Origin of the sequence: Collimonas sp. PA-H2, from assembly GCF_002564105.1 — a bacterium.
GTDB lineage: Bacteria > Pseudomonadota > Gammaproteobacteria > Burkholderiales > Burkholderiaceae_D > Collimonas.
This window is the reverse complement of the sequence record NZ_PDBX01000001.1, coordinates 1,008,200-1,034,990: the sequence shown is the minus strand read 5'-3', so window position 1 is coordinate 1,034,990 and position 26,791 is coordinate 1,008,200. Positions and strand designations below refer to the sequence as shown.

The window sequence follows — 26,791 nt, the reverse complement described above, 5'->3', positions numbered from 1 at the left end:
AACATGACAGCAGATGGCGGCGGCGCTATCGATTCGGACGGATCTGGTGAAAACTTGCGTGGCATAAATATTGCTGAAATGAGGTTTCCAGCGCTGGGCATTGCTGAATGTTATAGGGGAGACCAGAACGATGATAAAGAAACGCTATTCCAGAAGTTTAACCTCGCTTGCCATGGCCGTCGCCTCGTCGACCTTGTGGGTGGCCGGCGCCGCCGCGCAGCAGGCGGCAGACGGCGCCGCCGATACGGCTGACGCGCCTGGCGCAAAAAAATCGGCGCGCTCCAGCGAGCAGATCGAATCGGTGCTGGTCACCGCGCAAAAGCGCAAGGAAGATGCGAGCAAGGTACCGCTGAGCATTTCGGTGATCAGCGGCGAAGACCTGCAGGCTTCGCACATCAACGATTTTTCCGACCTGACGCGGGCCATGCCGAATATTTCCTTCTCCGGCGCCAGCGGCTCCGGCGCCGGCCTCAGCAATATCGAAATCCGCGGCATCAGCTCGGCGGCCGGCTCGGCCACGGTCGGCGTCTACCTGGACGATGTCTCCATGACGACGCGCAATCTGTACAGCCTCGGCAGTTCCGAACCGAAGTTCTTCGACATCGACCGCATCGAAGTGCTGCGCGGTCCGCAGGGCACCTTGTACGGCGCCAGCTCGATGGGCGGCACCATCAAGTTCATCAGCAACCAGCCCAACCTGAAGGAGCGCGAAGCCAGCGTCTATTCGGAAGTGTCGGGGACCGCCGGCGGCGGCACCAACTACACCGTCAACGGCGTCGTCAACCAGCCGCTGATCCCGGGCGAACTGGCGCTGCGCGTCGGCGTCCAGACTGGGCACCAGAGCGGTTATATCGACCAGGTCTCGCCGACTACTGGCAATGTGATTGCAAGCGGCATCAACTCGCAGGATTCGAGCGTGGTCAAGCTGGCCATGAAGTGGGCGCCGACGCCGCAGCTCAGCCTGACGCCTTCGGTGTTCTACCAGGAAGTCAATTCCAAGGATATCGACGCCTCCTACCTGGCACTGCCGAAGAACCAGACCAGCAAGCTGGTGCGCGAGCCGGGCAACGACCGCCTGCTGGTGCCCAGCCTGACTGTCAATTACGACATGGGCATGGCCGACCTGATTTCGGTCTCCAGTTTTTACCAGCGCACCTTCAATCGCACCCAGGACGGCACCACCGTCAACAACCTGGGATTTGCAGTGCCGGCTACGCCGCCAGGCCTGGCGGCGGCGATCGGCGCCTTGCCGTCCGCGGTCTACCTGCAAAACCAGGTGCGGCAATTCTCGCAAGAGTTGCGCGTCACTTCCAAGCCGTATGACCAGAAGGTGTCGCCGTTCACCTGGCTGGGCGGGGTTTACTACGCCAACCTGCATACCAACGTCACCGACAACGAGCCGATTTTCGGCCTCAATGCGACCTATGCGGCGTTCGGCGCCAATCCGGCCGATCCGGGCCAGCTCGGCATCGCCTTTCCCAACGATAATTCGTATTTCAGCGAACGCCACTACCGTACCGAGCAAGAGGCGGTATTCGGCGAGCTGAACTACTATTTCATGCCTAGCTTGCACGCCACGGTCGGCATGCGCTACCTGCAAGCCACCGACAGCCTGAGCCGCAACGGCGATTTTTACTGGAACGGCGGCCCGACCAGTTCCTCTGTTACCAACAAGTCGTCGGCGTTTACGCCGAAATTCTCGCTGAGCTGGGAAGTCGATCCCAACAACACCGTGTACACCTCGGCCACCGAGGGTTTCCGCCTGGGCGGCAACGACCGTCCGATCCCGGCTTCGCTGTGCGCGGCGGATTTCAACAATCTCGGCATCACCGCGGCACCGACCTCGTTCAAGTCGGACAAGCTGTGGAGCTACGAGCTGGGCAACAAGTCGCGCCTGCTGGGCAATCGTCTGCAGGTCAATGCCGCCTTGTTCTATATCAAATGGAATGGCTTGCAGCAGGATATCCAGCTGCCGGGCTGCGGTTTCGACTATGAAACCAATGTCGGCAACGCCAGCAGCTATGGCGCCGAGTTCGAGATCAAGGCCAAGCCGACTTCGAATATCGTGCTCGGCCTGTCGGGTGGCTATACCAATGCCACTTTGTCATCGGATGTGCCATCCCTGCATGCCCATGCAGGCGACCAGATCCAGGGCGTGCCTAAATACAACGCCACCCTGACCGGCCAGTACAATTTCAACCTACCCGGTGACTACTACGGTTTCGCGCGCGCCGCCGCGCACTGGACCGGCAGCAGCCACGGTACCTTGGTGGCGACCGACCCGGATTATCAGCGGCCGGCCTACAGCACCTTCGACGCCAGCGTCGGCGCCACCTTCGACCGCTGGGAGCTGACGCTGTTCGTCAAGAATGCTTTCAATAACGACAAGGTGATCCAGCGTCCTAACGTGCAGTCGGTATCGGAAGGCTATCGGCTTGAGCCGCGCACCATAGGGATCAGCCTGGCTGGCAAGATATAACAATTAAGAATTGTTTTACGGAGCGGGCGGATAGGGTGGAGCAGAGCAATCTGCTCCGCCATATCCGCCTTTTTTATTGGCAACGGTATTTATTTGTCAATACATCCAGGCTCTGCGCCAGCACCCGCCAGGCCCGCGTCCACGGCGCCGACATTCTTGCTCAAATTGAGTGCTTCGCTTACAATAAGCGCACCATTTCGTCTCACGTGACTGGCGAAAAAACCATACCGCCGCAGGTTCAAAAAATCGCGGCAGGCATTGGTAAAAGGTGGGCATCCACCGGGAAGCGTGAGATTTCATCCGCCGTGCGCCTGGGCAGCCCGAATGGAAAGTACGACTGAGGCTGCCGCATTCCCCTAATTTTCTGGCCCTCATTCGATTTAGGCTCACCCTTATCGATTGGAGTATTACATGTTCGAGAAAAACCATACCATCGCCAATGTCGATCCAGAATTGTGGAGCGCCATCCAGAAAGAAAACCATCGCCAGCAAGAGCACATCGAGCTGATCGCGTCGGAAAACTACACCTCGCCAGCCGTCATGGAAGCGCAAGGCACGCAGCTGACCAACAAGTACGCTGAAGGCTATCCAGGCAAGCGCTACTACGGCGGCTGCGAATTCGTCGACATCGCCGAGCAGCTGGCGATCGACCGCGTCAAGCAGTTGTTCGGCGCTGAAGCCGCCAACGTGCAGCCGAATTCCGGTTCACAAGCCAACCAGGGCGTGTTCTTCGCCATGCTGAAACCAGGCGACACCATCATGGGCATGTCGCTGGCGGAAGGCGGCCACCTGACCCACGGCATGGCATTGAACATGTCCGGCAAATGGTTCAACGTGGTGTCCTACGGCTTGAACGAAAAAGAGGAAATCGACTACGAAGCATTCGAGCGCCTGGCGCACGAAAAGAAGCCGAAGCTGATCATCGCCGGCGCTTCCGCCTATGCCCTGCGCATCGACTTCGAGCGCATGTCTAAGGTAGCCAAGGCCGTCGGCGCCTACTTCATGGTCGACATGGCGCACTACGCCGGCCTGATCGCCGCCGGTGAATATCCGAATCCGGTGCCGCACGCCGACTTCGTCACTTCGACTACCCACAAATCCCTGCGCGGTCCGCGCGGCGGCATCATCCTGATGAAGGCCGAGTTCGAGAAAGCCATCAATTCGGCGATCTTCCCAGGCATCCAGGGCGGCCCGCTGATGCATGTCATCGCCGGCAAGGCAGTGGCGTTCAAGGAAGCGCTGACGCCGGAATTCAAGGCTTACCAGCAGCAAGTGGTGAAGAATGCCGACGCCCTGGCGAAGACATTGATCGCGCGCGGCTTGCGCATCGTTTCCGGCCGCACCGAATCGCACGTCATGCTGGTCGACCTGCGCGCCAAGAAGATCACCGGCAAGGAAGCCGAAGCGATCCTGGGTTCTGCCCACATGACTTGCAATAAGAACGCCATTCCTAACGATCCGGAAAAGCCGTTCGTCACTTCCGGCATCCGTGTCGGCAGCCCGGCGTTCACCACCCGTGGCTTCAAGGAAGCGGAAGCCGTCAAGGTCGGCAACCTGATCGCCGACGTGCTGGACAATCCGCACGATGCCGCGACCATCGAAAGAGTCAAAGCCGAAGTCAAGAAACTGACTGACGCGTTTCCGGTGTACGCAGCTTAATACCGTAGTCTGATGTACTGATTGCCGGCAAGCCTTTGGGCTGGCTGGCAGTCAGGGAAATCCTGGGCCCGTTGCAGCTTCAACTCTGCACGGGCCCTAGTACCAAGTAAGCCTCTATGAAATACCGGTTCTCAGCGACCGGCGCGTGGCCCCGAATAGGAATAATGTAGAGATGTCGACCCAGTCAGCCGCAATCACCTTCGGATTACTGCCATCATGAAATGTCCATTCTGCCAGCATGAAGAAACCCAGGTGCTCGACACCCGCGTGTCGGAAGAGGGCGATTCGATTCGCCGCCGGCGCCGCTGCATGCATTGCGACAAGCGCTTCACCACCTTTGAACGGATCGAGCTGGCGATGCCGGTGATCGTCAAGAAGAACGGCAGCCGTACCGATTTTGATCCGGTCAAATTGCGCGCCAGCCTGATGCTGGCGCTGCGCAAGCGCCCGGTCTCGGTGGAGGCGCTGGATGAGGCTTTGCAGCGCATCAAGGACAAGCTGCTCTCCAGCGGCGAGCGCGAAGTGCTGTCCGGCCATGTCGGCGAGCTGGTCATGCGCGAGTTGAAGCGGCTGGACAAGATCGCCTACATCCGTTTCGCCTCGGTCTACAAGAGTTTTGAAGACGTCGCCGAATTCCAGAACATGATCGAAGAATTCTCCGGACCGCCGAGCCGAAGGAAGTAATTGCTTAAATAAGCCAGCGCCGCGACTAGCGGCGCTATTTTTTTGCCAGAATGCTTGTCTGAAATGAAATTTCCGGATAAGCAGGAGGCGGCCGATGTCCTTTCCACTATCGCCTGAGCAGGTCTTGCCGCGACAGGGCGGCATAACGTTGACTGAGGCCTTGGTCACGCTGGCGATCATGGGCATCCTGCTGGCCATGGCGCTGCCGTCCATGCGCGCATTCGTGATCCAGAACCGGCTGGCGGCGGAAAGCCGCCTGCTGATCGCCGCGCTTACCCTGGCGCGCAGCGAAGCCGTCAAGCGCGGCCGCGCGGTGCAGGTCTGCCGCAGCAGCACTGCCGATGCGGCTGGCGCGCGCTGCAGTGGCGCCGCCAGCGACGATCGCGACGGCGCCGACTGGGCCGCCGGCTGGCTGGTGCTTGAGGCCGACAGCCGCCGGATACTGCTGCGGCAAGGCGCGCTCGGCGCCGATACCCAGGCCCCTGCCGGCCGCGCCACGATTACCTATCACGCCAGCGGCAATGCCAGCTCCAGCTACACCAATGTGAAATTCAGCCACAAGGGCGAGTTTGCGCGCACGGTATGCGTCGCCAGTTCCGGCCGCATCAGCCTGAAGAGCGATAGCGACCAATGCTGAAACTTGCTTTCTGCCGCGGTTTTTCACTGGTGGAACTGCTGGTGGCGATGGTGCTGGGTGCGGCGCTGATATTGTTGAGCACCACCCTTTATCTCAGCAGCAAAGCCGGCTTCCGCCTGAACGATGAAAAACTGCGGCTGCAGCAGGATGGCAGCCATGCCATGGGTTTGATGGAACAGAATTTGCGACAGGCCGGCTTCGGCAACCTGGTGTCGGCGGGCAGTGTGGCCGTGACCGATTTCATCGAAGCGGACGGCCAGCCGGCGCAAGGCTTGCGGGGCTGCGCGCATGGCTTTACCAGGCCGCTTGGTCCTGGCAAGGATTTTTCCTGCAGCAAGGGGCCAGGAATGGCGGCTTTTGAAGTCGCTTACCGGACTGACGATTACGCGGATTCGGCCAGCGGCGCCGGGGTGGATTGCAATGGCAGCAAGGTGAAGCCGATGGCGGTGCCTGGCGATCATCCGGCCTACCGCCTGGGGCCGCAGGTCAGCATCGCGCGCAATCTTTTCTTTGTCGCCAGCCGTCCCGGCAGTTCGGCCAGCGCCTTGTATTGCCAGGGCAACGGCAACAACAGCGCGCAGCCGCTGCTCAATAACGTCGAACAATTGCAGCTGACGTACGGCGTGGCGGCGGCGGGAGAGGCGACGCCGGGCCAGCTGCTGGACGCCAGCCAGGTCGCGGCGCTGTCGGAGGACCAGCAGGCCAACTGGAAAAGAGTGGTCAGCGTCCGGCTGTGTTTGCAGATCCGCGGCGAGCAGTTGGTCGGCGCCGCGCCGCAGCGCTATGTCGATTGCGACGGAACTGCCCGGGTAGCGGGCGATCGCAGCCTGCGCCAGGTATTCATCCGCACCGTCACGCTGCGCAACCAGGCCGCCGCCAGCCTGGTGCTGCTGCCGGCGCCATAAGAGCCAAGGCCCCGTTAGGAAATAAGTTGAACATTTGTGCTGGCCGTAGCTGGCGCGCCCCACCGCTTGCAGTGCTCGCACTGCGGCGCGTTGGGCGCCTTGCATCGCATCCAGCTATGTCCGCCCAAATGCCCAACTTATTCCCTAACGGGCCCTTATCCTCTATATCAGATTTTAATTAACGGTGGATACGGCATATTTTGTACAATCAATACATATTTTCTTTCCGATCGCTTACCTATGATTTTCGTGCTCACCCCATGACCCAGGCTGAAATCTTCATGTCGCAAGCCTTGCTGCTTGCTGAGAACGGCCGGCTCTCCAGTTCGCCCAATCCCGCGATCGGCTGCGTGATCGTCAAGGATGGCCAGGTGATCGGCAGCGGCTTTACCCAGCCGCCGGGTGGCAACCATGCCGAAATCCAGGCCTTGCAGGATGCCGCCGCCAGGGGCCACGATGTGCACGGCGCCACGGTGTACGTGACGCTGGAGCCGTGCAGCCATTTCGGCCGCACCCCGCCTTGTGCCGATGCGCTGGTGCGCGCCGGCGTCGGCAAGGTGGTGGCGGCGCTGGAAGATCCTAATCCGCTGGTGGCCGGGCAGGGCATGGCGCGCCTGCAGGCGGCCGGCATCGCCGTCGAGTCTGGCGTGCTGGCGGCGCCGGCGCGCGAACTGAATATCGGTTTCTTCACCCGCATGCAGACCGGCAAGCCCTGGGTCCGCCTCAAGGTGGCCGCCAGCCTGGATGGCAAGACCGCGCTGCATAACGGCCAGAGCCAGTGGATTACTTCCCAGGCGGCGCGCGACGACGGCCATATGTGGCGCGCCCGCGCCGGCGCCATCCTGACCGGCATCGGCACCGTCAAGGAAGACAATCCCCAGCTCACGGTGCGCACCGTCAAGCTGGCGCGACAGCCGCTGCGGGTGATTGTTGACAGCAAGCTAAGCATCAGCCCGGACGCCAAGATCCTGATCGGCGGCGGCAACCTGATCTTTACCGCGACTGTCGATGCCGCCAAGCAAGCCATGCTGGAGCAGCAGGGCGCCGAGGTGGTGGTGCTGCCGAATCCAAGCGGCAAAGTGGATTTGCCGCAAGTTATCCTGGAGCTGGGCAAGCGCGAGGTCAATGAACTGCACGTGGAAGCCGGCTCCAAGCTGAATGCTTCCCTGATCCGCGAGCATTGCGTGGACGAGCTGCTGGTCTACCTGGCGCCGGCCATCCTGGGCGACGGCCGCGGCATGTTCGGCCTGCCCGCGCTGGAAAACCTGCAGGATAAAATTGCCCTGAAATTCCACCAAATCGAGCAAATCGGCGAGGATTTGCGTATCCTTGCACGATTCCATTAATTTTTTGATTGCTATCATGTTCACTGGTATCGTCGCCGCCGTCGGCAAAATCACTTCCGTTAAACCACTGGGCAGCAGCGCCGAAGACGGCGTCCGGCTGGCGGTTGACGCCGGCGGCCTGGCGCTGGCCGACGTCGCCCTGGGCGATTCGATTTCGCTCAACGGCGCCTGCATGACCGTGGTCGCCAAGACTGCCGACACCTTTGAAGTCGATGTCTCGCGCGAAAGCCTGAACCGCACTGTCGGCCTCGACGCCAGCGGCGAGATCAACCTGGAAAAGGCGCTGACCCTGGCCGACCACCTCGGCGGCCATCTGGTGTCGGGCCACGTCGACGGCCTCGGCCGTGTCGAAAAATTCGAGCCGGTGGGCGAGTCCTGGGAACTGGTGATCAAGTCCGCGCGCGAGCTGGCCAAGTATTTCGCCTACAAGGGTTCGGTGGTGGTCAACGGCGTCTCGCTGACGGTCAACCGGGTCGACGACGTCGCCGACGGCTGCCTGTTTTCGATCAACCTGATTCCGCATACGATCGAAGTGACCGCGCTCAAGCATCTGCAGGTCGGCAAGCAAGTCAACCTGGAGGTGGACCTGATTGCCCGCTATGTGGAACGCATGCTGAGCCTCGATCAGGGCGTCGCCTGAATCCAGGCCTGACTATGATGAATAAAAATACTGCTCTTGCGCCGCGTTTGCTGCTGCTCCTGATCGCGCTGATTGCGTGGTTTGCCATCATCGCGCAATTCTCGATTTCGATTCCCTTGCTGCTGTCTCAAGGCATGACTTATGGCGAAGCGGTGTGGCGCATGTTCGGCTACCTGACCATCCTCACCAATATACTGGTAGCGGTGGCCTGCAGCGTGCTGCTGCTGAAACCGGACTCGCTGCCCGGCCAGTATTTTTCCCGGCCCGGGGTGCAGACGGCGGTGACCCTGTACATCATCTTCGTCGGCCTCGGCTACAACCTGCTGCTGCGCAACCATGCGCCATTCACCGGCCTGCACCGCTTGTCCGACGAGGGCTTGCACACGGTCGTGCCGCTGCTGTGCGTGCTGTACTGGTCGCTGTATGTGCCAAAGCAGGGTTTGCAGGCGAAGGACAGCTTGCTATGGCTGATCTATCCGCTGGCGTATTTCGTGATGGCGATGCTGCGCGGCGGTTCGTCCGGCTTCTATCCTTATCCTTTCCTGAATGTCGCCAATCTGGGCTACCCCCGGGTGATGGGCAATGCCGTCATGCTGCTGGCGGGGCTTTTCCTGATCGCGCTGGGGATGGTCTTTGTTGCCCGGTTCAAACGTAGCGAGCTGGCGGTCGATTAGCTTCCGGCTGTGCCTAAAATGCCACGGTTTGGCAATGGCGATACATGTTGTTACAGGCCTTACGACTTCTGCATGGCGATATGTCTGGAATTTAGGTTAAATATAGTCATGTTTAACCCAGATACATCGAGAGCTGCCATGAAAAAGACTACACGCGAGACCATGCGCGTTACCTTGCTTGGATTGTTTGCCGCTGCCGGCCTGATGTTCTCGGCCGCGCCTGCCTTTGCCGGCGTCAACTGGTCGGTGAATGTCGGCGTGCCGGCTTATTACCCACCGCCACCGGTCTATTTAGCACCGCCGCCGGTCTACTATGCACCGCCGCCGCCAGTCTATGTGCGGCCGGCGCCAGTCGTGGTCTACGGCGCTCCGGGCTACTATCCTCCCGGCTACTATGGCTATGGCCGTCCGGCCTACTGGCGCGGACGCGGCTGGCACGATCACTGGCATGACCGAGGCGGCTGGCGCCGTTGATCTTGCCGCGCTGGCTGGCACGAGAATGTGGTAATTTAGCGCGGCGTGACTAAAAACAGACACGCCGCATTTTACTGTATGCATGTACAGTAGTTATGGTACAGTTCAATCTCCTTCAACGAGATTGGAATTGCTGCCATGACGAACTTGGATATTACCTCCGGCTCCCGCTTTGGTATGGAGTCTACCCCTTCCTCAATCATGATGCGCTTCGGCAAGCGCGAGCTGTTCATCTGCCGCGATTTCTACAAACGCCTGTACCGAAGCAATCCTGTAGTCGAGTGCAATGCCGGCATCCAGGCCGGACATCTGGAAATCCTGCTGTTCCGCAAATGGCTGGTAGTCATGTCAAAAGCGCACTGAATCCAGTAAATATAGTCCCGATCGTTCATGTAATCGTTTTACGTAATTGAAACAATTGCTCTAGCTCACCACGTAGCGTGATTTTCCCGTAGCTGTTAAATTTGTTGCATCGGCCGGCTAAGCCAGCTGCACGCAATACCTATAACAAGACGGGGAGACGCGACGTGGATGAAGAGTTCGACTTTGTGGTGGTAGGCGGCGGTTCTGGCGGCTGCGTTATGGCGGGCCGTCTGACGGAAGATCCAGCAGTGTCGGTATGCCTGCTGGAGGCTGGCGGCAGCGGCGACAGCTGGGCAGTGAAAATGCCGGTCGGCGCGGTCAGCATGGTGCCCACCAGACTCAACAACTGGGCCTTCGAGACCGTGCCGCAAGCCGGCTTCAACGGCCGCCGCGGTTATCAGCCGCGCGGCAGGACGCTGGGCGGTTCTTCCGCGATCAACGCCATGGTCTATATCCGCGGCCATCGTTCGGACTACGATCACTGGGCGCAGCTGGGCAACAGCGGCTGGTCTTTCGACGATGTGCTGCCGTACTTCAAGAAATCAGAACATAACGAACAGTTTTCCAATGCCTGGCACGGGCAGGACGGTCCTTTGTGGGTCAGCGACCTGCGCACCGACAATCCCATCCACCAGCACTATCTGGAAGCCGCGCGCCAGGCCGGTTATCCGCTCAGCACGGATTTCAACGCCGAGCAGCAAGAAGGGCTGGGCATATATCAGGTGACGCAAAAGAATGGCGAGCGCTGGAGCGCGGCGCGCGCCTATCTGCTGCCGCACCTGGGGCAGCGCAGCAACCTGAGCGTGCAAACCGGCGCCTATACCGAGCGCCTGATCATGCAGCAAGGGCGGGTCGTCGGCGTCGAAGTGCGTCAGGGCGGCAAGCTGCGCACCGTGCGCGCGCGGCGCGAAGTGATCTTGTCGGCCGGCGCTTTCCAGTCGCCGCAGATCCTGATGCTGTCGGGCATAGGCGACGGCACCGAGCTGCGCAAGCTGGGCATCCAGGTGCAGCATCATTTACCCGGCGTCGGCAAGAATCTGCAGGACCATCCCGACTTCGTGTTTTGCCATAAATCGGACAGTCTGGACACCTTTGGCATTTCCGCCAGCGGCTCGCTGCGCATGTTCAAGGAACTGCAGCGCTTTCGCCATGAGCGGCGCGGCATGCTGACCAGTAATTTCTCCGAATGCGGCGGCTTTTTGAAGACGCGTCCGGAGCTGGCGGCGCCGGATCTGCAGCTGCACTTTGTTATCGCCTGCGTCGAAAACCACGCCCGCAAACTGCATCTGGGACACGGCTTTTCCTGCCACGTCTGCCTGCTGCGCCCTCGCAGCAGAGGCGAGGTCAGGCTGCGCAATACCAATCCGCAGGATGCGCCGCTGATCGACCCGAATTTTTTCGGCGATCCGCAAGACCTGGAAGATATGGTGGCCGGCTTCAAGATGACGCGCAAACTGCTGGATGCGCCGGCGCTGGCGGCCTATAGCAAACGCGATATACGTACCGCGGGAGTGGAGTCGGACCAGCAGATCAGGGACGTGCTGAGGACTTATACGGATACGGTCTACCATCCGGTCGGCAGCTGCAAGATGGGCACCGACCAGGCCGCGGTGGTCGATCCCACCTTGAAAGTGCATGGCATACAAGGTTTGCGGGTGGTCGACGCATCGATCATGCCGACCCTGATCGGCGGCAATACCAATGCGCCGACCATCATGATTGCCGAAAAGGCCGTGGATTTTATCCGGCAGGGGCGATGATGGCGGACGCTCACCAGCAGGATTACCCGTGACAGAACCTGATTTGAAGCCGGCCGAAACGATCTTGTCGACTTCGCGCCTGATCCTGGAGCCGCTGCTGGCCCGGCATGCGGAGATATTGTTTGCGCATCTTAGCGACGCCGCGCTGTATACCTATATGCCGCATCAGCCGCCGGCATCGGCGGCCAGCCTGGCCGAGCGCTATCAGCGCCTTGAAAGCCGCCGCTCTGCCGACGGCTCGGCGATATGGTTGAACTGGGCGGTGCGGCTTGCCGGCGGCGAGGAATATGTAGGCTATGTCCAGGCTAGCGTCGAAGCTGACGGCCAGGCAATGCTGGCGTATTTTGTGTTTGCGCCATATCAACGTCAGGGTTATGCGGTGGAAATGTGCACCAAAGTGCGGGACTATCTGTTCAGCGCCTTTGCCGCCAGTTCGGTCTGCGCACTGATCGATACGCGCAACCGGGCTTCCATTGCGCTGGTAGAGCGCATGGGCTTCCAGCGCGAAGCCGTGCTGCCAAACGCCGATTATTTCAAAAATGCCAATAGCGACGAGTACCGCTATCGCTACGCGAAATCTACCTGAGCAACAAGTTGTATCTGTCTGTGTGGGTGCAAAACAACGCTATGTTGCGGCGCATGATGACTGTTAAAGTTTTTTAGCTCAGTATCACTTTCACGCAAAAAAGAGTCCATCTCTCTAGAGGTGAGGAGACAGGGAAAGCCCGCATCGTTAAAGATAGCGGGCTTTTTATATGGGAAAACAGGTTTGTTGGAGCGGTGTTATTCACGAAACTGATAGTAGGCATCAGAAATAAGAATTGGCCATATGTGCAGCGTTTTTATATGCTGCAATGCATCAACACTGATTCTATTCTTTCGGAGCCCTGCCATGACCTTTCTTCAAACTTTGCCGCTGCTGGCCGTTGTCGCTGCTTTCGCCCTGCGTTTCTACCTGTCCCGCAAAGCCGGCGGTACGCAAGAGTAAATCGTTGCTGCGCCGGCAGTAATCCCGGGCGCAACAACAAAACCAGCGTTCAGCGCCGTTTTCACCCCGGTACTACATCGGTGCGCAGCACCGGGTACAGATTGAACCGTTCGTCCCAGGAAGAGTGCCTGCGCGCGAAGAACTCCAGCCGCGCTGCCGGATCCTTGGCGAACTCAGGATCGTCGGCCAGCTTCTTCTTGAACTCCGCCGCCAGCGCAGGATCCGCCGCCAGTTGCGCGCGCGCGACGTCTTCCGCTACATACGCTTCCATATATTCCTTCTTTTCGAAGGCATTGTTGAATCGGCCCCAGGCTGCCAGCGAATCCGGCGCCTGCGGTTCCAGCAAAGCCATCACCAGCCGCGCCTTGGCCTGGGCGATCGGCACGAACAGGGCGCCGGCGCCGAGGTCGCGCGTTTCGTTATGCCACGCGCCCTGCAGCTTGAGCACCTGATGGCTTTCCATCGACTGCGCATCAAACGTGGTTTTGGTGGCGCGGAAGGTTTCCAGCTCGACCCGGTTCAGCGCCGCGGGTAACACGCGGAAAGCGATCCCGTGCTGCTGCAGTTTTTCCCCGACCCAGGCGGCGTGCGCCGCCGGCACCAGATAACCGGCCAGCGGCGCGTTGACGCTCAGCTCCGGCTGCAGGTCGTCGCGCACCGTGACATTCCAGATCTGCGGCTTGCTCTCATCGTAGCGCGTCATCAGCGCACCCGAGATGTCCGACTGGGTGCGCGTATATTCATAACCGCGGAACGCCACCGGGCGAGTCTTTTCGCTTGCCTCATAGCTCAGTGCAACCGGCTGGCCAGCCAGCTTGGCAGCCCGCAGGTCAGCCTGCTGCGCCGTCTTTAGCCAAGCGTCGCCGTGCGCGGCGATCTGCGCCATGATCGAGACGATGGTGTTGTGGGTGATGCGCACGCGAGTCGGATAATCTTTCCAGGAATGGGTCTCGACCAGCATCCCGAAGCGGTTGCGCAGATGGAAATAGCCAGTGGAAAAGCGCGGCGGCGTGACGCCGTCGACAAAGCCGGAACTAGGGTCGTCGTCGACCTTGAACGACATGTAGAACGGCAGCGGCAGCGAGCCCTGTTTGGTCAGGTCGCTGATCACGGCGTCGCGCAGCGCCTCGCCATCCTTGCGCTGAGCGAGGTCGCTGGCATGCACCGGCTCGACCTGGATCGAGACATCGTGTTCGAACTTGGCGCCGTCCGTGACATGCAGGTCGATATAGGCCAGCGGATCCCACTGGTTGACCAGCTTCAGCATGGCCTGCATTTCTGGCGCATCGGCTTTCGCATAATCGCGATTGAGGTTGAAGTTCTGGCCGGTGGTGCGCCAGCCCATTTCTTCCGGACCGCGCTGGTTGGGACGGTTCCAGCGGCCGAAGCGCTCATGGCCGTCAATATTGAAGACCGGCACGAAGACCAGCACCTGCTTGCTGAGCGGGCTGTCGGCGGATGTATCCTGCAAGGCTTCGCGCAAAGCCAGGAAGCCGGCATCCTTGCCGTCGATTTCGCCGGCATGGATGCCGCCCTGCACCAGCAGTACCGGCAGGCCGCGTTTGTGGGCCTCTGCAGCACTGAGCGCACCGCTGCGCGAGACGATCAGCGCCAGCATCGGCCGGCCCTCCGGCGTGCGGCCGAATTCAGTGCAGCGTACTTGTTTCGGATAAGTTTTCTGGAAGGCGGCGCACAGCGCTATGACTTCTTCGTAGCGTCCGGTCTTCTGGAAACCGGAGCGCTCGGCGATCGTGCTCAAGGGATCGCTGGCGGCGTTGACGAGGGGAGTGACGGTGAGAGTAAGCAAGGCAGACAGCACGGCAGAACGCAGCATGAATCGGGCTCCAAAGTTTCGGATGACATGTAACGGAATGTAGCCGCGATTTTAGCGCGCCTGCCAAAATATTGCTGAGAGGCACTTATCAAGCCACGCGCGTCAGGCTGATCGCCTTCTCCGGGCAGGCTGCCACGCACAGGCCGCAGGCCCGGCAGGCATCGGCGTTCGGCGTATAAGCCACCTGCATGCCGTGCACCCGCAGCTTGAATTTATTCAGCGCTCCCAGCGGCTCGTAATCGGCGGCGTCGATGCGGCGGATTTCAAACACGTTTTCCGGGCACACCGCCACGCAATCGGCCTTGCCTTCGCAGCGCTTGAAATCCACCAACGGCACGATGACGCCGGGCAGCTGCTTGCAGTTTGCCGCAGTCGGCTTACTCATGCCACTTACCGCGGCCGCGGAACATGCGCATGCCATCCTTGAATTTTTCTCTTTCTTCTTCCGTCATCTGTTCCCAGCGCTGGCGGTGATGTCCGCCATGCCAGCCGCCGCGGCCGCGGAAGCCGCCGAACAGGATGCGGCACAGCACCAGCAGGCCGATGGCGCGCAGGTAGTCGATCTGCTGCACGCCGGCGAACAGCGACGGCAGCAGCCAGTTCCACAGCGACATCACGATCCAGCCGAGGACGGCGACGCCGAGCAAGACCAGCAACGCGATTTTCAGAAACTTCCTTTTTCCGCCCATTTTCATTTCTCCTTCATATTACAAATCGAATTCGTCATAGATTTCCTGCAGGCGCTGGCGCAGATGCAATACCGCGTAGCGCTTGCGCGCCAGCAGCGTGTTGACGCTCTCGCCGCTGTCCGCCGCCAGCTCCTTGAAGCTGCGCCGTTCCAGTTCGTGGGCAATGAATACATCGCGCTGCTTGGGCGGCAGTTCATCGAGTGCGTCGGATAGCGCCGCTAGCAGCACGCTGCGCGCATAGGTAGTTTCCGGACCTGCATTGTCCATAGGCAGCAACTCGGCTATGCCGCTATCCTCGTCGTCGAGCTGTTCCGTGTCCGGCAGCTGCTGTTCCCTTTTCTTGCGGAAGCGGTCGACGATACGGTTGCGCGCCACCCGGAACAGCCAGGCGCCGACCTGTTCTATTGGCTGCGGCAGCCGGCTGGCTTCGACCAGTTCGTGGAATACGTCCTGCAGCACGTCTTCCGCCTCGTTAGCGTCCGGCATGCGCTGGCGGATGAAGCTGCGCAGCCGCGCCGTTTCGCGCAAGACGGTATCGGTGATTTGCTTGTCGGATGCAGCCATCAGGTCAGGGGTCAGCGTCGTTGCCATACTGTGAAGACGTATCACAGGCGGAAATATTGTATCTGCCGGAGATTTAAATGCCGGCAGACGGAGGCTGCCCGGGGAGGGGGTTATTTGGCGAACAACTGCTGCAGATCCTTGAACGCCTTGAATTCCAGTGCATTCCCGGAAGGGTCGTAAAAGAACATGGTGGCTTGTTCGCCAGGCTCGCCCTTGAAGCGGATGTAGGGTTCGATGACGAATTTTATTTGCGCAGCCTTCAACGTCTCCGCCAGCGCTTCCCACTGCGTCATGCTCAGCACCACGCCGAAATGGCGCACCGGGACATTCTTGCCATCCACCGCGCCGGTGGCGGCGATTGCGGTTTCGCCGGGAGCAAGATGGGCGACAATCTGATGTCCGTACAAGTCGAAGTCGATCCAGGCATCAGAGCTGCGGCCTTCCGGACAACCCAGCAGGCCGGCGTAGAATTCACGCGCTGCAGCGAGATCGTTGACCGGGAAGGCGAGGTGGAATGGGGGAATCGATTTGTCAGTCATGGTATTTCCTCGTCGGCTGGTTGAGGGGAAGGGAAGTACAGGATAGGTGATTCAAAATGCGCTGTAAAATGATTTGCGTCTCAGGCTAGTCACGGCAGCTTCATCATATAACCTTCAAACTGAAAACAACATGGATGATAAAAACGCTCCTTACCACGCACATATCTACTATCAGCTCGCTGATCGCGTAGCCGCCGAAGCTTTGCATCTGCGCCTGAGCGGATTGAAAGAAGCTGCAGGCGCTGCGCCGATTCTTTATGTCGGGCAGCTGCGGGACCGCAAGGTCGGCCCGCATCCGATTCCCCAGTTTGAAATTCATTTTATAAAAGCCAATCTGGAAGCAATTGTTCCCATCATCGAATCCTCGGGGCTGACGGCGCTGGTGCATCCGCTCACCGATGACGACGTCGCCGACCATACCAGCCTGGCGCGCTGGATAGGAGAGCCGATCGAACTCGATCTGGCGCCGCTCGATCCTCCAGGCATGAACAAGGGGGTCGCCCGTTTCGGCAAAACCGATTTTTAGCACGTGTGCAATGAACAGACCATCGCAGCGGATGGAAGATAGAGGGGCCAGCTAATGAAAACTTTGCTTTTGCCGTCAGGCGCCGCCATCCCCGTACTGGGACAGGGAACCTGGTACATGGGAGAAGACCGGGCGCAGAAAAAGCGCGAAATCGAGGCGCTGCGGCTGGGCCTCGATCTTGGCATGACCCTGATTGACACCGCCGAGATGTATGCCGACGGTGGCGCCGAGAAGGTCGTGGGCGAGGCCATTGCGGGACGGCGCGACGAGGTTTTCCTGGTCAGCAAGGTCTATCCGCACAACGCCGACAGGCGCGGCATGCAAGCCGCTTGCGAGCGCAGCCTGCGGCGGCTCGGCAGCGACCATATCGACCTCTACCTGCTGCACTGGCCCGGCTCGGTGCCGTTGGCGGAAACGCTGGCAGCATTCGAATCGCTCAAGCAGGCAGGGAAGATACGCGACTTCGGCGTCAGCAATTTCGACAGCACCGGCATGCAGGAAATGAGCGAAATGCCTGGCGGCGGGCAGGTAGCGGTCAACCAGGTACTCTACAACCTGAAGCGGCGCGGCGTCGAATGGGATCTGCTGCCCTGGTGCCGCGAACACGCCGTGCCTGTGATGGCGTATTCGCCGCTCGAATCCTCCGCCGACGAGCAGCGGCGCATGCTCGGTAACCCGCAGCTACAGGCGGTCGCCAGGCGCCACGACGCCAGTCCGGCGCAGATCGCCCTGGCCTGGCTGCTGCAGCAGGAACAGGTGATCGTCATTCCCAAGGCGGTCAATCCGGCGCATGTGCGCGAGAACCGCGCCGCCCTGGATATCCTGCTCACGGCGCAGGACCTTGTTGCGCTTGACCAGGCCTTTCCGCCGCCGCTGCGCGGCGCTCCGCTGGACATGCGGTAGGCGCGGCTGTTCCAATGAATGAAAACGGGCCACCCAATCGTCTTGATGGACGATGGCGATTTTCGCTCCTCCAGCAGCAGCCGGGCCCTTACAACCTTTGGCAAGTCAGGCTCCCGCCAAGACATGGCGCATTACTGCCGCGACCTGTTTGAGCGTCTTGCGATTGGCGGCGGCGCCGACTGCAATGCGGATATGCTGATGGCGTTGCGCTGCCATGCCAATCGCAAAGCCCTCGCCGGCAACGACACGGATACCGCTGGCGTTAAGCGATGCAACGATTTCCATGGCGTTCAGCGGCGGCGGCAACGCCAGCCAGCGATGGGGCGCCCATGCCTGCGTATTCCCGGCGTCATCTGCTGTGCCATCCAGCACGGCATCAAACAGCTGATTGCGCAGCCGCAGTTCGCGCCGCTGCCAGGCCAAGCGTTTTGCCGCCGCGCCAGAGCGGATCAAACGATTGGCGATCTCGGCCGTCAAGGGGCTTAAATACCAGCTCGTGGTATGCAGCGAATCCGTAAAGCGTGCCGCATGCCCGGGCGGCGGCGCCAGTATTCCAAACCGCAATCCCGGGATCACGGTTTTGGATAGCGACGTAATGTAATAAGTATGAAGCGGAGCCAGCGTTGCCAGCGGCGGCGGGGCATCCGGCAACAGCAGTCCGTAGACATCTTCTTCAATGATGGTCAGATCCCGGGACATAGCGATATCGGCAATTGTCTGGCGGCGCGCTAGCGACATGGTGGCGCCGGTCGGATTTTGCAGGGTAGGTGAAATGACCAGGACACGTAAGCCTTTCTTGCTGGCTTTTAATATTGCCGCCGGTGTTACGCCCTCGTTATCCATGTCTAAAGGATGCAGCTGATAGCCGCGTTCTCGCGCTAGCGCCTTCATTCCCGGATAGGTAAAACATTCGACGCCGATGTCCATCCGGTCTACCGATGCAGACAGCGCCACCGCCAAGGCATGCTGCGCACCCGCACACAAGACAATGTTTTCAGACGCTGTCGGCAGGCCGCTGATCTGTAGCCATTTCGCCGCGGATTCGCGCAACAGTTCCCAGTCGCTGGCTTTTTGATAACGCATCAAATGACCGAGACCGCCATCGCGCTGCAATTCGCCGATGATGTCTTGCACCGAGCGATCGTGCGGGTCATGTGCCGGCGTATTGGTCGACAGATCGATCAAGCTGTCGTCGTCGCGATACGGCAATCCAAACAAGGTCACCACTTCAGCACGCGCCAGCACCACCGTCCCGCGGCGCGTGTTGCCGCCAATCAGACCGCGCTTTTCTGCCTCGCGATAGGCGCGGGTCACCGTACTCAGATTGACGCCCAGAAAATCCGCCAGCAATCGTTGTGTGGGCAGGGCATCGCCGGTACGTAGGCGCCCGGAACGAATGGCAACTGCAATCGCCTCGGCAATCGCCAGGTATGCCGGAGCGGTGGATTTCGAGAGATCAGGCAGCCAGTTTGTCATGCAGACAATCGCTAAAAGAATGCATACATACTAGCAGTTCTTTAGTGAAGGGAAAACGCAGATGAAAACGATCGGTCTTATCGGCGGAATGAGTTGGGAATCGTCGGCGGAATATTACCGCCTGATCAACCAAGGAGTGAAAGCCCGGCTCGGCGCGCACAACAATGCCAAGAGTTTGATGGTGACAGTGAATTTCCAGGAAATAGAAGAGATGCAACGTGCAGGCCATTGGCACGCCGCGGGAAATCTGCTGGCATCAGCCGCGCGCCAACTTGCATCAGGCGGCGCTGACTTCATTGTGCTGTGTACCAATACAATGCATAAACTGGCCGCCGCGATTGACAGCGCGGTCACGATTCCATTGCTGCATATTGCCGATGCTACCGGAACTGCTATCCAACGCGCCGGGATCAAGCGTGTGGGCTTGCTGGGGACACGTTTCACCATGGAGCAGGATTTTTACAAGGGACGCCTGCGAGAAAAATTCGGCCTCGATGTCATCACTCCGGACGAGGCGGACCGGCTGCGCGTCCACACGATCATCTACGACGAACTTTGTCATGGCCGGATAAATGAGAGCGACCGGAGAGAGTATCAACGCATCATCGCCTCGTTTCAGGCCGACGGCGCGGAAGGGGTGGTTCTCGGATGCACCGAAATCATGCTTCTCATCAAATCCAGCGACGTCTCACTGCCGATTTTTGATACTACGCAGTTGCATTGCGATGCGGCGATTGACGCGGCGTTGAAGTAAAGCCGTCAGCAAGGTTTGGCCTAAATCAGGCTCTCCGGGCTGGGAAATAGATATATGAAGCGAGGGCAAAACAAAAAAGCCCGTCATGGCGACGGGCTTCGTTGTGAAATCGTGATTTTGTTGCCAATTTCACGATGTGAAAATCAAACATCTAGCTAACTATTTGATTTCATTCAATTCTTTGGGGTGGCTGACGGGACTCGAACCCGCGACAACAGGAATCACAATCCTGGACTCTACCAACTGAGCTACAGCCACCATTGCATTACTTCTGCAACACCTCACTACTTGTTCAGCAGTAAGGCAGCTGGCTATTATACAAACTAACCTGCTGCCTGGCAAATCAAATAATGCAGAATTACGATATTCCTTCCGGCAGGGCGATCGTTGCCACTTGCGACACCGGTGGATGCAGCTGCAACAGGCTGGCAAATGTCGTTTTTATCATCGACGGGCTGCCGGTGGCAAAGGCGGCAACGCTGCCGGGACCTGCCTGCGTTTGCAGCAGACCGTTTTCATCCAAGACCCTGGCCAGCTGGCGGCAGACGGCGTCGCCGGTATCGATGATGGCTACCGGACCGCTGCCCAATTCCTGCACCACGTTTTCGATCAGCGGACGGATGAAAGGATAGTGGGTGCAGCCCAGCACCAGCGTATCCGCACCCTGTTCCAGCAGCGGTGCCACATAGCGCCGCACCAGCAGGGCGGTCTGGGGCGAGCGCAGTTCGCCTTTTTCGATCTGGTCGACCAGGCCGACGCAGGGCTGCAGGATAAAGCGGACGCCGCTGGCGGCGACTATCTGTTCCTGCAGCGCCAGCAGGCGGGCGCTAGACACGGTGGCCTTGGTCGCCAGCACGCCGACGATCTTGCTTCGGGTTTGCGCCGCGGCCGGCTTGAGGCCGGGCTCGATGCCGATCACCGGCAGCGCCGGGTAGGCCGCGCGCACTGCCTTGATGGCGGCGGTGGTCGCGGTGTTGCAGGCCACCACCAGCGCCTTGGCGCCGCTTTGCAACAGGAATTCTGTCACTGCCAGTGTGCGCGCAGAAATCGCCGCTTCCGATTTGTCGCCATAAGGCGCGTAGGCGGAATCGGCGAAATATAAAAGGTTTTCGTGCGGCAGGTTCTGGTGGATGTGGCGCAGCACTGACAAGCCGCCGATGCCGGAATCGAAAATGCCGATGGGCGCGCTGGGCGCCATCGGCATGGAGTTACTGCTGGCTGTCATGGATTTGACGGATCAGATGGTGGTCACGGGGATTTTCGACAGCGCTGCATGCGCGATCTTTTCCTGCCATTCCTTCGGTCCGGTGTTGTGCACCGAGATACCGTTGGAATCGACCGCTACCGTCACCGGCATGTCCTTGACGTCGAACTCGTAGATCGCTTCCATGCCGAGGTCGGCAAAGCCCAGCACTTGCGCCGACTTGATCGCCTTCGATACCAGGTAAGCGGCGCCGCCGACTGCCATCAGATAAGCCGATTTGTGCTGCTTGATCGATTCGATTGCAACAGGGCCGCGTTCCGACTTGCCGATCATCGAGATCAGGCCGGTCTGTTCCAGCATCATGTCGGTGAACTTGTCCATGCGGGTTGCAGTAGTCGGGCCGGCCGGGCCAACCACTTCGTCGCGCACCGGATCGACCGGGCCGACGTAATAGATCACGCGGTTGGTGAAATCGACCGGCAGCTTTTCGCCCTTGGCCAGCATCTCCTGGATACGCTTGTGGGCGGCGTCGCGGCCGGTCAGCATCTTGCCGTTCAACAGCAGAGTCTGGCCTGGCTTCCACGAGGCCACTTCTTCCTTCGTCAGCGTATTCAAATCGACGCGTTTCGATTTCTCGGTGTCCGGCACCCAGTGCACTTCCGGCCATTCCGACAGCGATGGCGGTTCCATATAGGCCGGGCCGGAGCCGTCCAGCACGAAGTGGCCGTGGCGGGTCGCCGCGCAGTTCGGGATCATCGCCACCGGCTTGGACGCCGCGTGGGTCGGGTGCATCATGATCTTGACGTCGAGCACGGTGGTCAGGCCGCCTAGTCCCTGAGCGCCGATGCCGAGCGCATTGACCTTCTGGAACAGCTCGATGCGCAGTTCTTCGGTCTTGTTTTGCGGGCCGCGCTTGAGCAGGTCGTACATGTCGATATCTTCCATCAACACTTGCTTGGCCATCAGCATCGCCCGTTCGGCGGTGCCGCCGATGCCGATGCCGAGCATGCCCGGCGGGCACCAGCCGGCGCCCATGGTCGGCACCGTCTTCATGACCCAGTCGACCAGCGAATCGGAAGGGTTCAACATCACGAACTTGGTCTTGTTTTCCGAACCGCCGCCTTTGGCGGCGATCTGCACATCTACCGTATTGCCCGGCACCAGTTCCATGTGCACCACGGCTGGCGTGTTGTCCTTGGTGTTCTTGCGCTCGAACTGCGGATCGGCCACGATCGAGGCGCGCAGCATGTTGTCCGGGTTCAGGTAACCGCGCCGCACGCCTTCGTTGACCGCATCGGTGATCGAGCCCTTGAAGCCTTCAAAGCGCACGTCCATGCCGATCTTCAGGAAGACGTTGACGATGCCGGTGTCCTGGCAGATCGGCCGCTTGCCTTCGGCGCACATGCGCGAGTTGGTCAGGATCTGCGCGATCGCGTCCTTGGCGGCAGGATTCTGTTCCTGCTCGTAGGCGCGCGCCAGGTGCTGGATGTAGTCGACGGGATGGTAGTAGCTGATGTACTGGAGCGCAGCGGCTACCGACTCGATGAGATCTTCTTGCTTGATCGTGGTCAGGGTGGCTAGAGTGGTCATGGCGTATCTCTTTAAGATGCTCTGTCAGAAAAATACAAAAGGGTAATGCGGTTAATGTCAGTGGTCCTGGCTGGCCTGGGCCTGGGTCGCCGTCATGATGCGGTCGCACCAGGCGATCGCCAGCGCCGACAGCAGGAAAGTGATGTGGATGCCGGTCTGGGCGATCAGCGTCTTGACGTCATAGGCGTTGGCGTTGATGAAGGTCTTCAGCAGATGGATAGAGGAAATACCGATGATCGCCATCGCCAGCTTGACCTTCAGCACGGAAGCATTCACGTGCGACAGCCATTCCGGCTGGTCGGGATGGCTCTCCAGGTTCATGCGCGAGACGAAGGTTTCATAGCCGCCGACGATCACCATGATCAGCAGGTTGGAGATCATGACGACGTCGATCAGCCCCAGCACCACCAGCATGATGGTGGCTTCGGTCAGCTTGGTCGGACGCACTGCGCCCTCGATAGTGACCACATCGAGGATATGGTCCAGCGAGGCCGCATTGCCGAACACCGCGCCGATCAGGTCGGTCAGTTCGACCCAGAAATGAAACACATACACGCACTGCGCCAGGATCAGGCCGAGATACAGCGGCAATTGCAGCCAGCGGCTCATGAAAATCAGGTTCGGCAGGACGCCTATGGCTTTTTTGACCGGGGAAGTTGGAGTATTGCTCATTGGTATTGTTTGGTGTGGCGATGGTGATATTAATTTTGTAACCGTTGTTGCAACAACGAGCTGCAATAACGCGCTGCCATTACGATGCGATAGCGGCGCAATAGCCGAAGCGCGCTATTTTACACTTCTTGCACCGCTTTCACGGACCGCGGCCAGCTGGCCACCGCGATTCCGGTCAATACCAGCGCCAGCGCCACGAAATGCGCCCAGCCCAGGCTCTCATGCAGGAACACCACGCCGATGAAGGCCGCCGCCAGCGGCATCAGGGCGGTGAAGATGCCGGCGACGTTGGCTTGCACATGCTTGGTGCCGGTCAGCCAAAACCAGAACACGATCACGCTGGCCGCTACCGCATACCAGATAATCAGCAGCCACATGCTGGCAGTGACCACGCTGAAATCGAAAGACAGGGCGGCCGTCAGGCCGATGGGCAGCATCAGCAGCAAGCCGAACAGATGGCTGTAGGCAGTGATGCGCAGCGGCGACAGGGTTTGCGCCAGGCGCTTGGACAGCACCACATAGGTGGCTTCGCACAGCACCGCGGCGATGATGAACAGGTTGCCCACCAGCGGAGTGCCGCCGCTGTCGCCGCTATCGCTCTTGCTCAGGTTGAGCACGGCGATGCCGGCGATCGCCAGCACGATCGAGGCCAGCGTGCGCGCTTGCAGCTTCTCCTTGAGGATCAGGCGCGACAAGATCGCCACCGCCGCCGGCAAGGTGCTGGTGATCACGCCCGCTGCGGTAGCGGTGGTGTGCTGCACGCCGTACAGCATGCATAGCGTAAACAGGAAGGTACCGAAGAAAGCCTGGCCGAACAAGGTCAGCCATTCATGGCGCGCCAGGCGCGGCGCCGCTTTGAAGAACTGCGGCGCCATCACGATCACGGCAATCACGAAGCGCAGCAGGGCGAACACCAGCACCGGCACGACGGCGATGACAGCCTTGCCGAAACCGATATTGGCGCCCACCAGCATCATGGCCAATGCCAGGTAAACGTAGGATTTTGTGTGATGCATGGGCTGTAGGAATAAGCTGAATGTGCGATGATATCCGATTGTGGCGCTCTGGTAGCGCTAGCATTGCTGTGCGTGAGAGCACGTAAGGCTTGAGTAAGTGTAAAAGTTTATGTTTAGCTTCAACTATTAAAGCAGGAGACAGCATGGCGAACATCGAAACCTTTGGCCAGGAAACCCGCATTTTTCCGGCCCCGGCAGAATTTTCCAAGACTGCGGCGATTTCCGGCATGGACGCCTATCGCGCCCTGGCCGCCGAAGCCGAGCAGGATGAGCAGGGCTTCTGGGGCCGCCTGGCCCGTGAAAACCTGCAATGGCACAAGCCCTTCACCAAGGTGCTGGATGAATCCAATGCGCCGTTCTACAAATGGTTCGACGACGGCCAGCTGAACGTCTCCTACAACTGCCTCGACGTCCATCTGACTAACGGCAACGCCGACAAGGTCGCGGTCATCTTTGAAACCGACGGCGGCGATGTCAGCAAGGTCACCTATCGCGAACTGCACCAGAAAGTCTGCCAGTTCGCCAACGGCTTGAAATCGCTGGGCATCAAGAAGGGCGACCGCGTCGTCATCTACATGCCGATGTCGGTTGAAGGGGTAGTGGCGATGCAAGCCTGCGCCCGCATTGGCGCCACCCATTCGGTGGTGTTCGGCGGCTTCTCCGCCAAGTCTCTGCAGGAACGCATCATCGACGCCGGCGCGGTCGCAGTGCTGACCGCCGACGAACAGGCGCGCGGCGGCAAGCGCCTGCCGCTCAAATCCATTGTCGACGATGCGCTGGCGCTGGGTGGCTGCGACACCATCAGGAACGTAGTGGTCTATAAGCGCACCGGCGGCGACATCAATTTCGTCGCCGGGCGCGACCTCTGGCTGCACGAGCTGGTGGCAGCGCAAGCCGATGTGTGCGAACCGGAATGGGTCGACGCCGAACATCCGCTGTTCATCCTGTACACCTCCGGCTCGACCGGCACGCCGAAGGGCGTGCAGCATTCCTCCGGCGGCTATCTGCTGTGGGCGGCGCTGACCATGAAATGGGTGTTCGACATCAAGCCCGACGATGTCTACTGGTGCACCGCCGATATCGGCTGGATCACTGGCCATACTTATATCGCCTACGGCCCGACCGCGGTCGGCGCCACCCAGATCATCTTTGAAGGCGTGCCGACTTTCCCCAACGCCGGCCGTTTCTGGGACATGGTGCAAAAGCACAAGGCCACCATTTTCTACACCGCGCCGACCGCGATCCGTTCCCTGATCAAGGCCGCCGACGCCGACCAGAACATCCATCCTTCCAAATACGACCTGTCGTCGCTGCGCTTGCTGGGCACGGTCGGCGAGCCGATCAATCCGGAAGCCTGGATGTGGTACCACAAGAACATAGGCCGCGAGCGTTGCCCCATCGTCGACACCTTCTGGCAAACCGAAACCGGCGGCCACATGATCTCGCCGCTGCCGGGCGCGACGCCGCTGGTGCCGGGCTCCTGCACTTTGCCGCTGCCAGGCATCCAGGCGGTGATCGTCGATGAAGCAGGGCATGAACTGCCGGACGGCGTCGGCGGCATCCTGGTGGTCAAACGTCCATGGCCTTCCATGATCCGCGCCATCTGGAACAATCCGGAACGCTACAAGAGCGCCTACTTCCCGCCTGAATTCGGCGGCAAGCTGTATCTTGCCGGCGACGGCGCCATCCGCAACAAGGACACCGGCTACTTCACCATCACCGGCCGCATCGACGACGTGCTGAACGTCTCCGGCCACCGCATGGGCACCATGGAAATCGAATCGGCGCTGGTCGCCAACCCGATGGTGGCCGAAGCCGCGGTAGTCGGCAAGCCGGACGAAACCACCGGCGAAGCCATCTGCGCCTTCGTCGTCCTCAAGCGCAGCCGCCCCACCGGCGACGAAGCCAAGCAGATCGCCAAGGAGTTGCGCGACTGGGTCGCCAAGGAAATCGGCCCGATCGCCAAGCCCAGGGAAATCCGCTTCGGCGACAACCTGCCGAAAACCCGTTCCGGCAAGATCATGCGGCGTTTGCTGCGGGTATTGGCGAAAGGGGAGGAAATCACCCAGGATATTTCCACTTTGGAAAATCCAGCGATCCTGGAGCAGCTCAAGGAAACCCAATAGTTCGCGGGTTTGTCAAGTTGGGCGAAGTTGCAGGAGGATGCTGCGGCTTTGCCGGCAAATCCATGAAAGTGGGCGGCTTGAAACAGAAACCTCTACTTCTGCCCGATTTGTTGCTATAATACGCGGCTTCGTGAAATTCAAATTTGACGAAATGTTGTAATGCAGGAGAGATGGATGAGTGGTTGAAGTCGCACGCCTGGAAAGCGTGTATAGGTTCATAGCCTATCCGGGGTTCGAATCCCCGTCTCTCCGCCAAGTATTGGTTTCAAGTAGGTCTAAGAAGTCCCAG

26 protein-coding genes, 2 tRNA genes and 1 riboswitch are annotated in these 26,791 nt (G+C 59.9%); of the genes, 17 read left to right on the top strand and 11 right to left on the bottom strand.

The window, feature by feature from the left end; all coding sequences use genetic code 11:
* Positions 1–130: 130 nt before the first annotated feature.
* The 12 genes from BCF11_RS04685 to BCF11_RS04625 all read left to right on the top strand — a co-directional run bounded on the left by BCF11_RS04685 (position 131) and on the right by BCF11_RS04625 (position 12,207).
* The gene (locus BCF11_RS04685; RefSeq protein WP_098493709.1) at positions 131–2,479 is read left to right on the top strand and encodes a TonB-dependent receptor; all 2,349 of its coding nucleotides are present in this window, start codon (positions 131–133) and stop codon (positions 2,477–2,479) included.
* Between the two features lie 196 nt (positions 2,480–2,675).
* Positions 2,676–2,803: riboswitch (ZMP/ZTP riboswitch) on the top strand.
* Positions 2,804–2,890: 87 nt separating this feature from the next.
* The gene (glyA, locus tag BCF11_RS04675) at positions 2,891–4,138 is read left to right on the top strand and encodes a serine hydroxymethyltransferase (RefSeq protein WP_098493707.1); all 1,248 of its coding nucleotides are present in this window, start codon (positions 2,891–2,893) and stop codon (positions 4,136–4,138) included.
* Positions 4,139–4,354: 216 nt separating this feature from the next.
* Positions 4,355–4,822, top strand: coding sequence for a transcriptional regulator NrdR (gene nrdR / locus BCF11_RS04670; protein ID WP_098493706.1), 468 nt, complete (start codon positions 4,355–4,357; stop codon positions 4,820–4,822).
* 94 nt (positions 4,823–4,916) lie between these two features.
* Positions 4,917–5,459, top strand: a complete 543-nt coding sequence (locus BCF11_RS04665; protein ID WP_098493705.1) for a GspH/FimT family pseudopilin — start codon at positions 4,917–4,919, stop codon at positions 5,457–5,459.
* Complete coding sequence (locus BCF11_RS04660; protein WP_098493704.1) at positions 5,453–6,364, top strand: PilW family protein; 912 nt, start codon at positions 5,453–5,455, stop codon at positions 6,362–6,364. Before BCF11_RS04665 ends, BCF11_RS04660 begins: the two co-directional genes overlap by 7 nt.
* Positions 6,365–6,624: 260 nt before the next feature.
* Complete coding sequence (gene ribD, locus BCF11_RS04655; protein WP_098493703.1) at positions 6,625–7,710, top strand: bifunctional diaminohydroxyphosphoribosylaminopyrimidine deaminase/5-amino-6-(5-phosphoribosylamino)uracil reductase RibD; 1,086 nt, start codon at positions 6,625–6,627, stop codon at positions 7,708–7,710.
* A 16-nt stretch (positions 7,711–7,726) separates the two neighbouring features.
* Positions 7,727–8,350 carry a riboflavin synthase gene (locus BCF11_RS04650; RefSeq protein ID WP_098497325.1) on the top strand — a complete coding sequence of 208 codons (624 nt, stop codon included), beginning with the start codon at positions 7,727–7,729 and terminating at the stop codon, positions 8,348–8,350.
* Positions 8,351–8,364: 14 nt separating this feature from the next.
* Entirely contained in the window at positions 8,365–9,024 is a 660-nt protein-coding gene (locus BCF11_RS04645; RefSeq protein WP_098493702.1) for a Pr6Pr family membrane protein, read from the top strand.
* Positions 9,025–9,162: 138 nt separating this feature from the next.
* A complete protein-coding gene (locus BCF11_RS04640; protein WP_369827729.1) occupies positions 9,163–9,498 on the top strand; it encodes a hypothetical protein in 336 nt (111 codons plus the stop codon).
* 138 nt (positions 9,499–9,636) lie between these two features.
* Positions 9,637–9,861: a hypothetical protein gene (locus BCF11_RS04635; RefSeq protein WP_098493700.1), complete on the top strand. Its 225-nt coding sequence runs from the start codon at positions 9,637–9,639 to the stop codon at positions 9,859–9,861.
* Positions 9,862–10,025: 164 nt separating this feature from the next.
* Positions 10,026–11,621, top strand: coding sequence for a GMC family oxidoreductase (locus BCF11_RS04630; protein ID WP_098493699.1), 1,596 nt, complete (start codon positions 10,026–10,028; stop codon positions 11,619–11,621).
* Positions 11,622–11,649: 28 nt separating this feature from the next.
* Complete coding sequence (locus BCF11_RS04625; protein WP_158229141.1) at positions 11,650–12,207, top strand: GNAT family N-acetyltransferase; 558 nt, start codon at positions 11,650–11,652, stop codon at positions 12,205–12,207.
* Between the two features lie 463 nt (positions 12,208–12,670).
* Here the strand turns inward: BCF11_RS04625 and BCF11_RS04620 are convergent, their stop codons facing one another.
* The 5 genes from BCF11_RS04620 to BCF11_RS04600 all read right to left on the bottom strand — a co-directional run bounded on the left by BCF11_RS04620 (position 12,671) and on the right by BCF11_RS04600 (position 16,235).
* Positions 12,671–14,443 (bottom strand): M14 family metallopeptidase, encoded by a 1,773-nt coding sequence (locus BCF11_RS04620; protein WP_098493697.1) that lies wholly within the window; start codon positions 14,441–14,443, stop codon positions 12,671–12,673.
* Positions 14,444–14,531: 88 nt separating this feature from the next.
* The gene (locus BCF11_RS04615; protein ID WP_098493696.1) at positions 14,532–14,828 is read right to left on the bottom strand and encodes a 4Fe-4S dicluster domain-containing protein; all 297 of its coding nucleotides are present in this window, start codon (positions 14,826–14,828) and stop codon (positions 14,532–14,534) included.
* Positions 14,821–15,132, bottom strand: coding sequence for a hypothetical protein (locus BCF11_RS04610; RefSeq protein ID WP_098497324.1), 312 nt, complete (start codon positions 15,130–15,132; stop codon positions 14,821–14,823). Before BCF11_RS04610 ends, BCF11_RS04615 begins: the two co-directional genes overlap by 8 nt.
* Positions 15,133–15,150: 18 nt before the next feature.
* A complete protein-coding gene (locus BCF11_RS04605; protein WP_233212369.1) occupies positions 15,151–15,723 on the bottom strand; it encodes an RNA polymerase sigma factor in 573 nt (190 codons plus the stop codon).
* Between the two features lie 83 nt (positions 15,724–15,806).
* Positions 15,807–16,235, bottom strand: a complete 429-nt coding sequence (locus BCF11_RS04600) for a VOC family protein (protein ID WP_098493694.1) — start codon at positions 16,233–16,235, stop codon at positions 15,807–15,809.
* A 130-nt stretch (positions 16,236–16,365) separates the two neighbouring features.
* On the opposite strand from BCF11_RS04600, the gene BCF11_RS04595 reads away from it, so the two are divergent.
* Complete coding sequence (locus BCF11_RS04595; protein WP_098493693.1) at positions 16,366–16,761, top strand: DOPA 4,5-dioxygenase family protein; 396 nt, start codon at positions 16,366–16,368, stop codon at positions 16,759–16,761.
* A gap of 54 nt (positions 16,762–16,815) precedes the next feature.
* Positions 16,816–17,664, top strand: coding sequence for an aldo/keto reductase (locus tag BCF11_RS04590; protein WP_098493692.1), 849 nt, complete (start codon positions 16,816–16,818; stop codon positions 17,662–17,664).
* A gap of 105 nt (positions 17,665–17,769) precedes the next feature.
* On the opposite strand, the gene BCF11_RS04585 is transcribed toward BCF11_RS04590, so the two are convergent.
* The gene (locus tag BCF11_RS04585) at positions 17,770–19,140 is read right to left on the bottom strand and encodes a PLP-dependent aminotransferase family protein (protein ID WP_098493691.1); all 1,371 of its coding nucleotides are present in this window, start codon (positions 19,138–19,140) and stop codon (positions 17,770–17,772) included.
* Positions 19,141–19,201: 61 nt separating this feature from the next.
* Here BCF11_RS04585 and BCF11_RS04580 point away from each other — a divergent pair, with 61 nt between their 5' ends.
* On the top strand, positions 19,202–19,894 hold the full coding sequence (locus BCF11_RS04580; RefSeq protein WP_098493690.1) for an aspartate/glutamate racemase family protein: 693 nt from the start codon (positions 19,202–19,204) through the stop codon (positions 19,892–19,894).
* A 182-nt stretch (positions 19,895–20,076) separates the two neighbouring features.
* On the opposite strand, the gene BCF11_RS04575 is transcribed toward BCF11_RS04580, so the two are convergent.
* From BCF11_RS04575 to BCF11_RS04555, 5 genes are all read right to left on the bottom strand, one after another.
* Positions 20,077–20,152 (bottom strand) — tRNA-His (locus tag BCF11_RS04575).
* A gap of 100 nt (positions 20,153–20,252) precedes the next feature.
* Entirely contained in the window at positions 20,253–21,119 is an 867-nt protein-coding gene (gene murI, locus BCF11_RS04570; RefSeq protein WP_233212368.1) for a glutamate racemase, read from the bottom strand.
* 12 nt (positions 21,120–21,131) lie between these two features.
* Positions 21,132–22,670: a fumarate hydratase gene (locus BCF11_RS04565; protein WP_098497323.1), complete on the bottom strand. Its 1,539-nt coding sequence runs from the start codon at positions 22,668–22,670 to the stop codon at positions 21,132–21,134.
* Between the two features lie 75 nt (positions 22,671–22,745).
* Positions 22,746–23,360 carry a YqhA family protein gene (locus BCF11_RS04560; RefSeq protein WP_098493688.1) on the bottom strand — a complete coding sequence of 205 codons (615 nt, stop codon included), beginning with the start codon at positions 23,358–23,360 and terminating at the stop codon, positions 22,746–22,748.
* Between the two features lie 119 nt (positions 23,361–23,479).
* On the bottom strand, positions 23,480–24,376 hold the full coding sequence (locus tag BCF11_RS04555; protein ID WP_098493687.1) for a DMT family transporter: 897 nt from the start codon (positions 24,374–24,376) through the stop codon (positions 23,480–23,482).
* Positions 24,377–24,519: 143 nt separating this feature from the next.
* Between BCF11_RS04555 and acs the strand changes: the two genes are divergently transcribed.
* Together acs and BCF11_RS04545 are read left to right on the top strand one after the other, a co-directional pair.
* Positions 24,520–26,502 carry an acetate--CoA ligase gene (acs, locus tag BCF11_RS04550; RefSeq protein WP_098493686.1) on the top strand — a complete coding sequence of 661 codons (1,983 nt, stop codon included), beginning with the start codon at positions 24,520–24,522 and terminating at the stop codon, positions 26,500–26,502.
* Positions 26,503–26,666: 164 nt separating this feature from the next.
* Positions 26,667–26,757, top strand: a tRNA-Ser gene (locus BCF11_RS04545).
* Positions 26,758–26,791 lie beyond the last annotated feature (34 nt).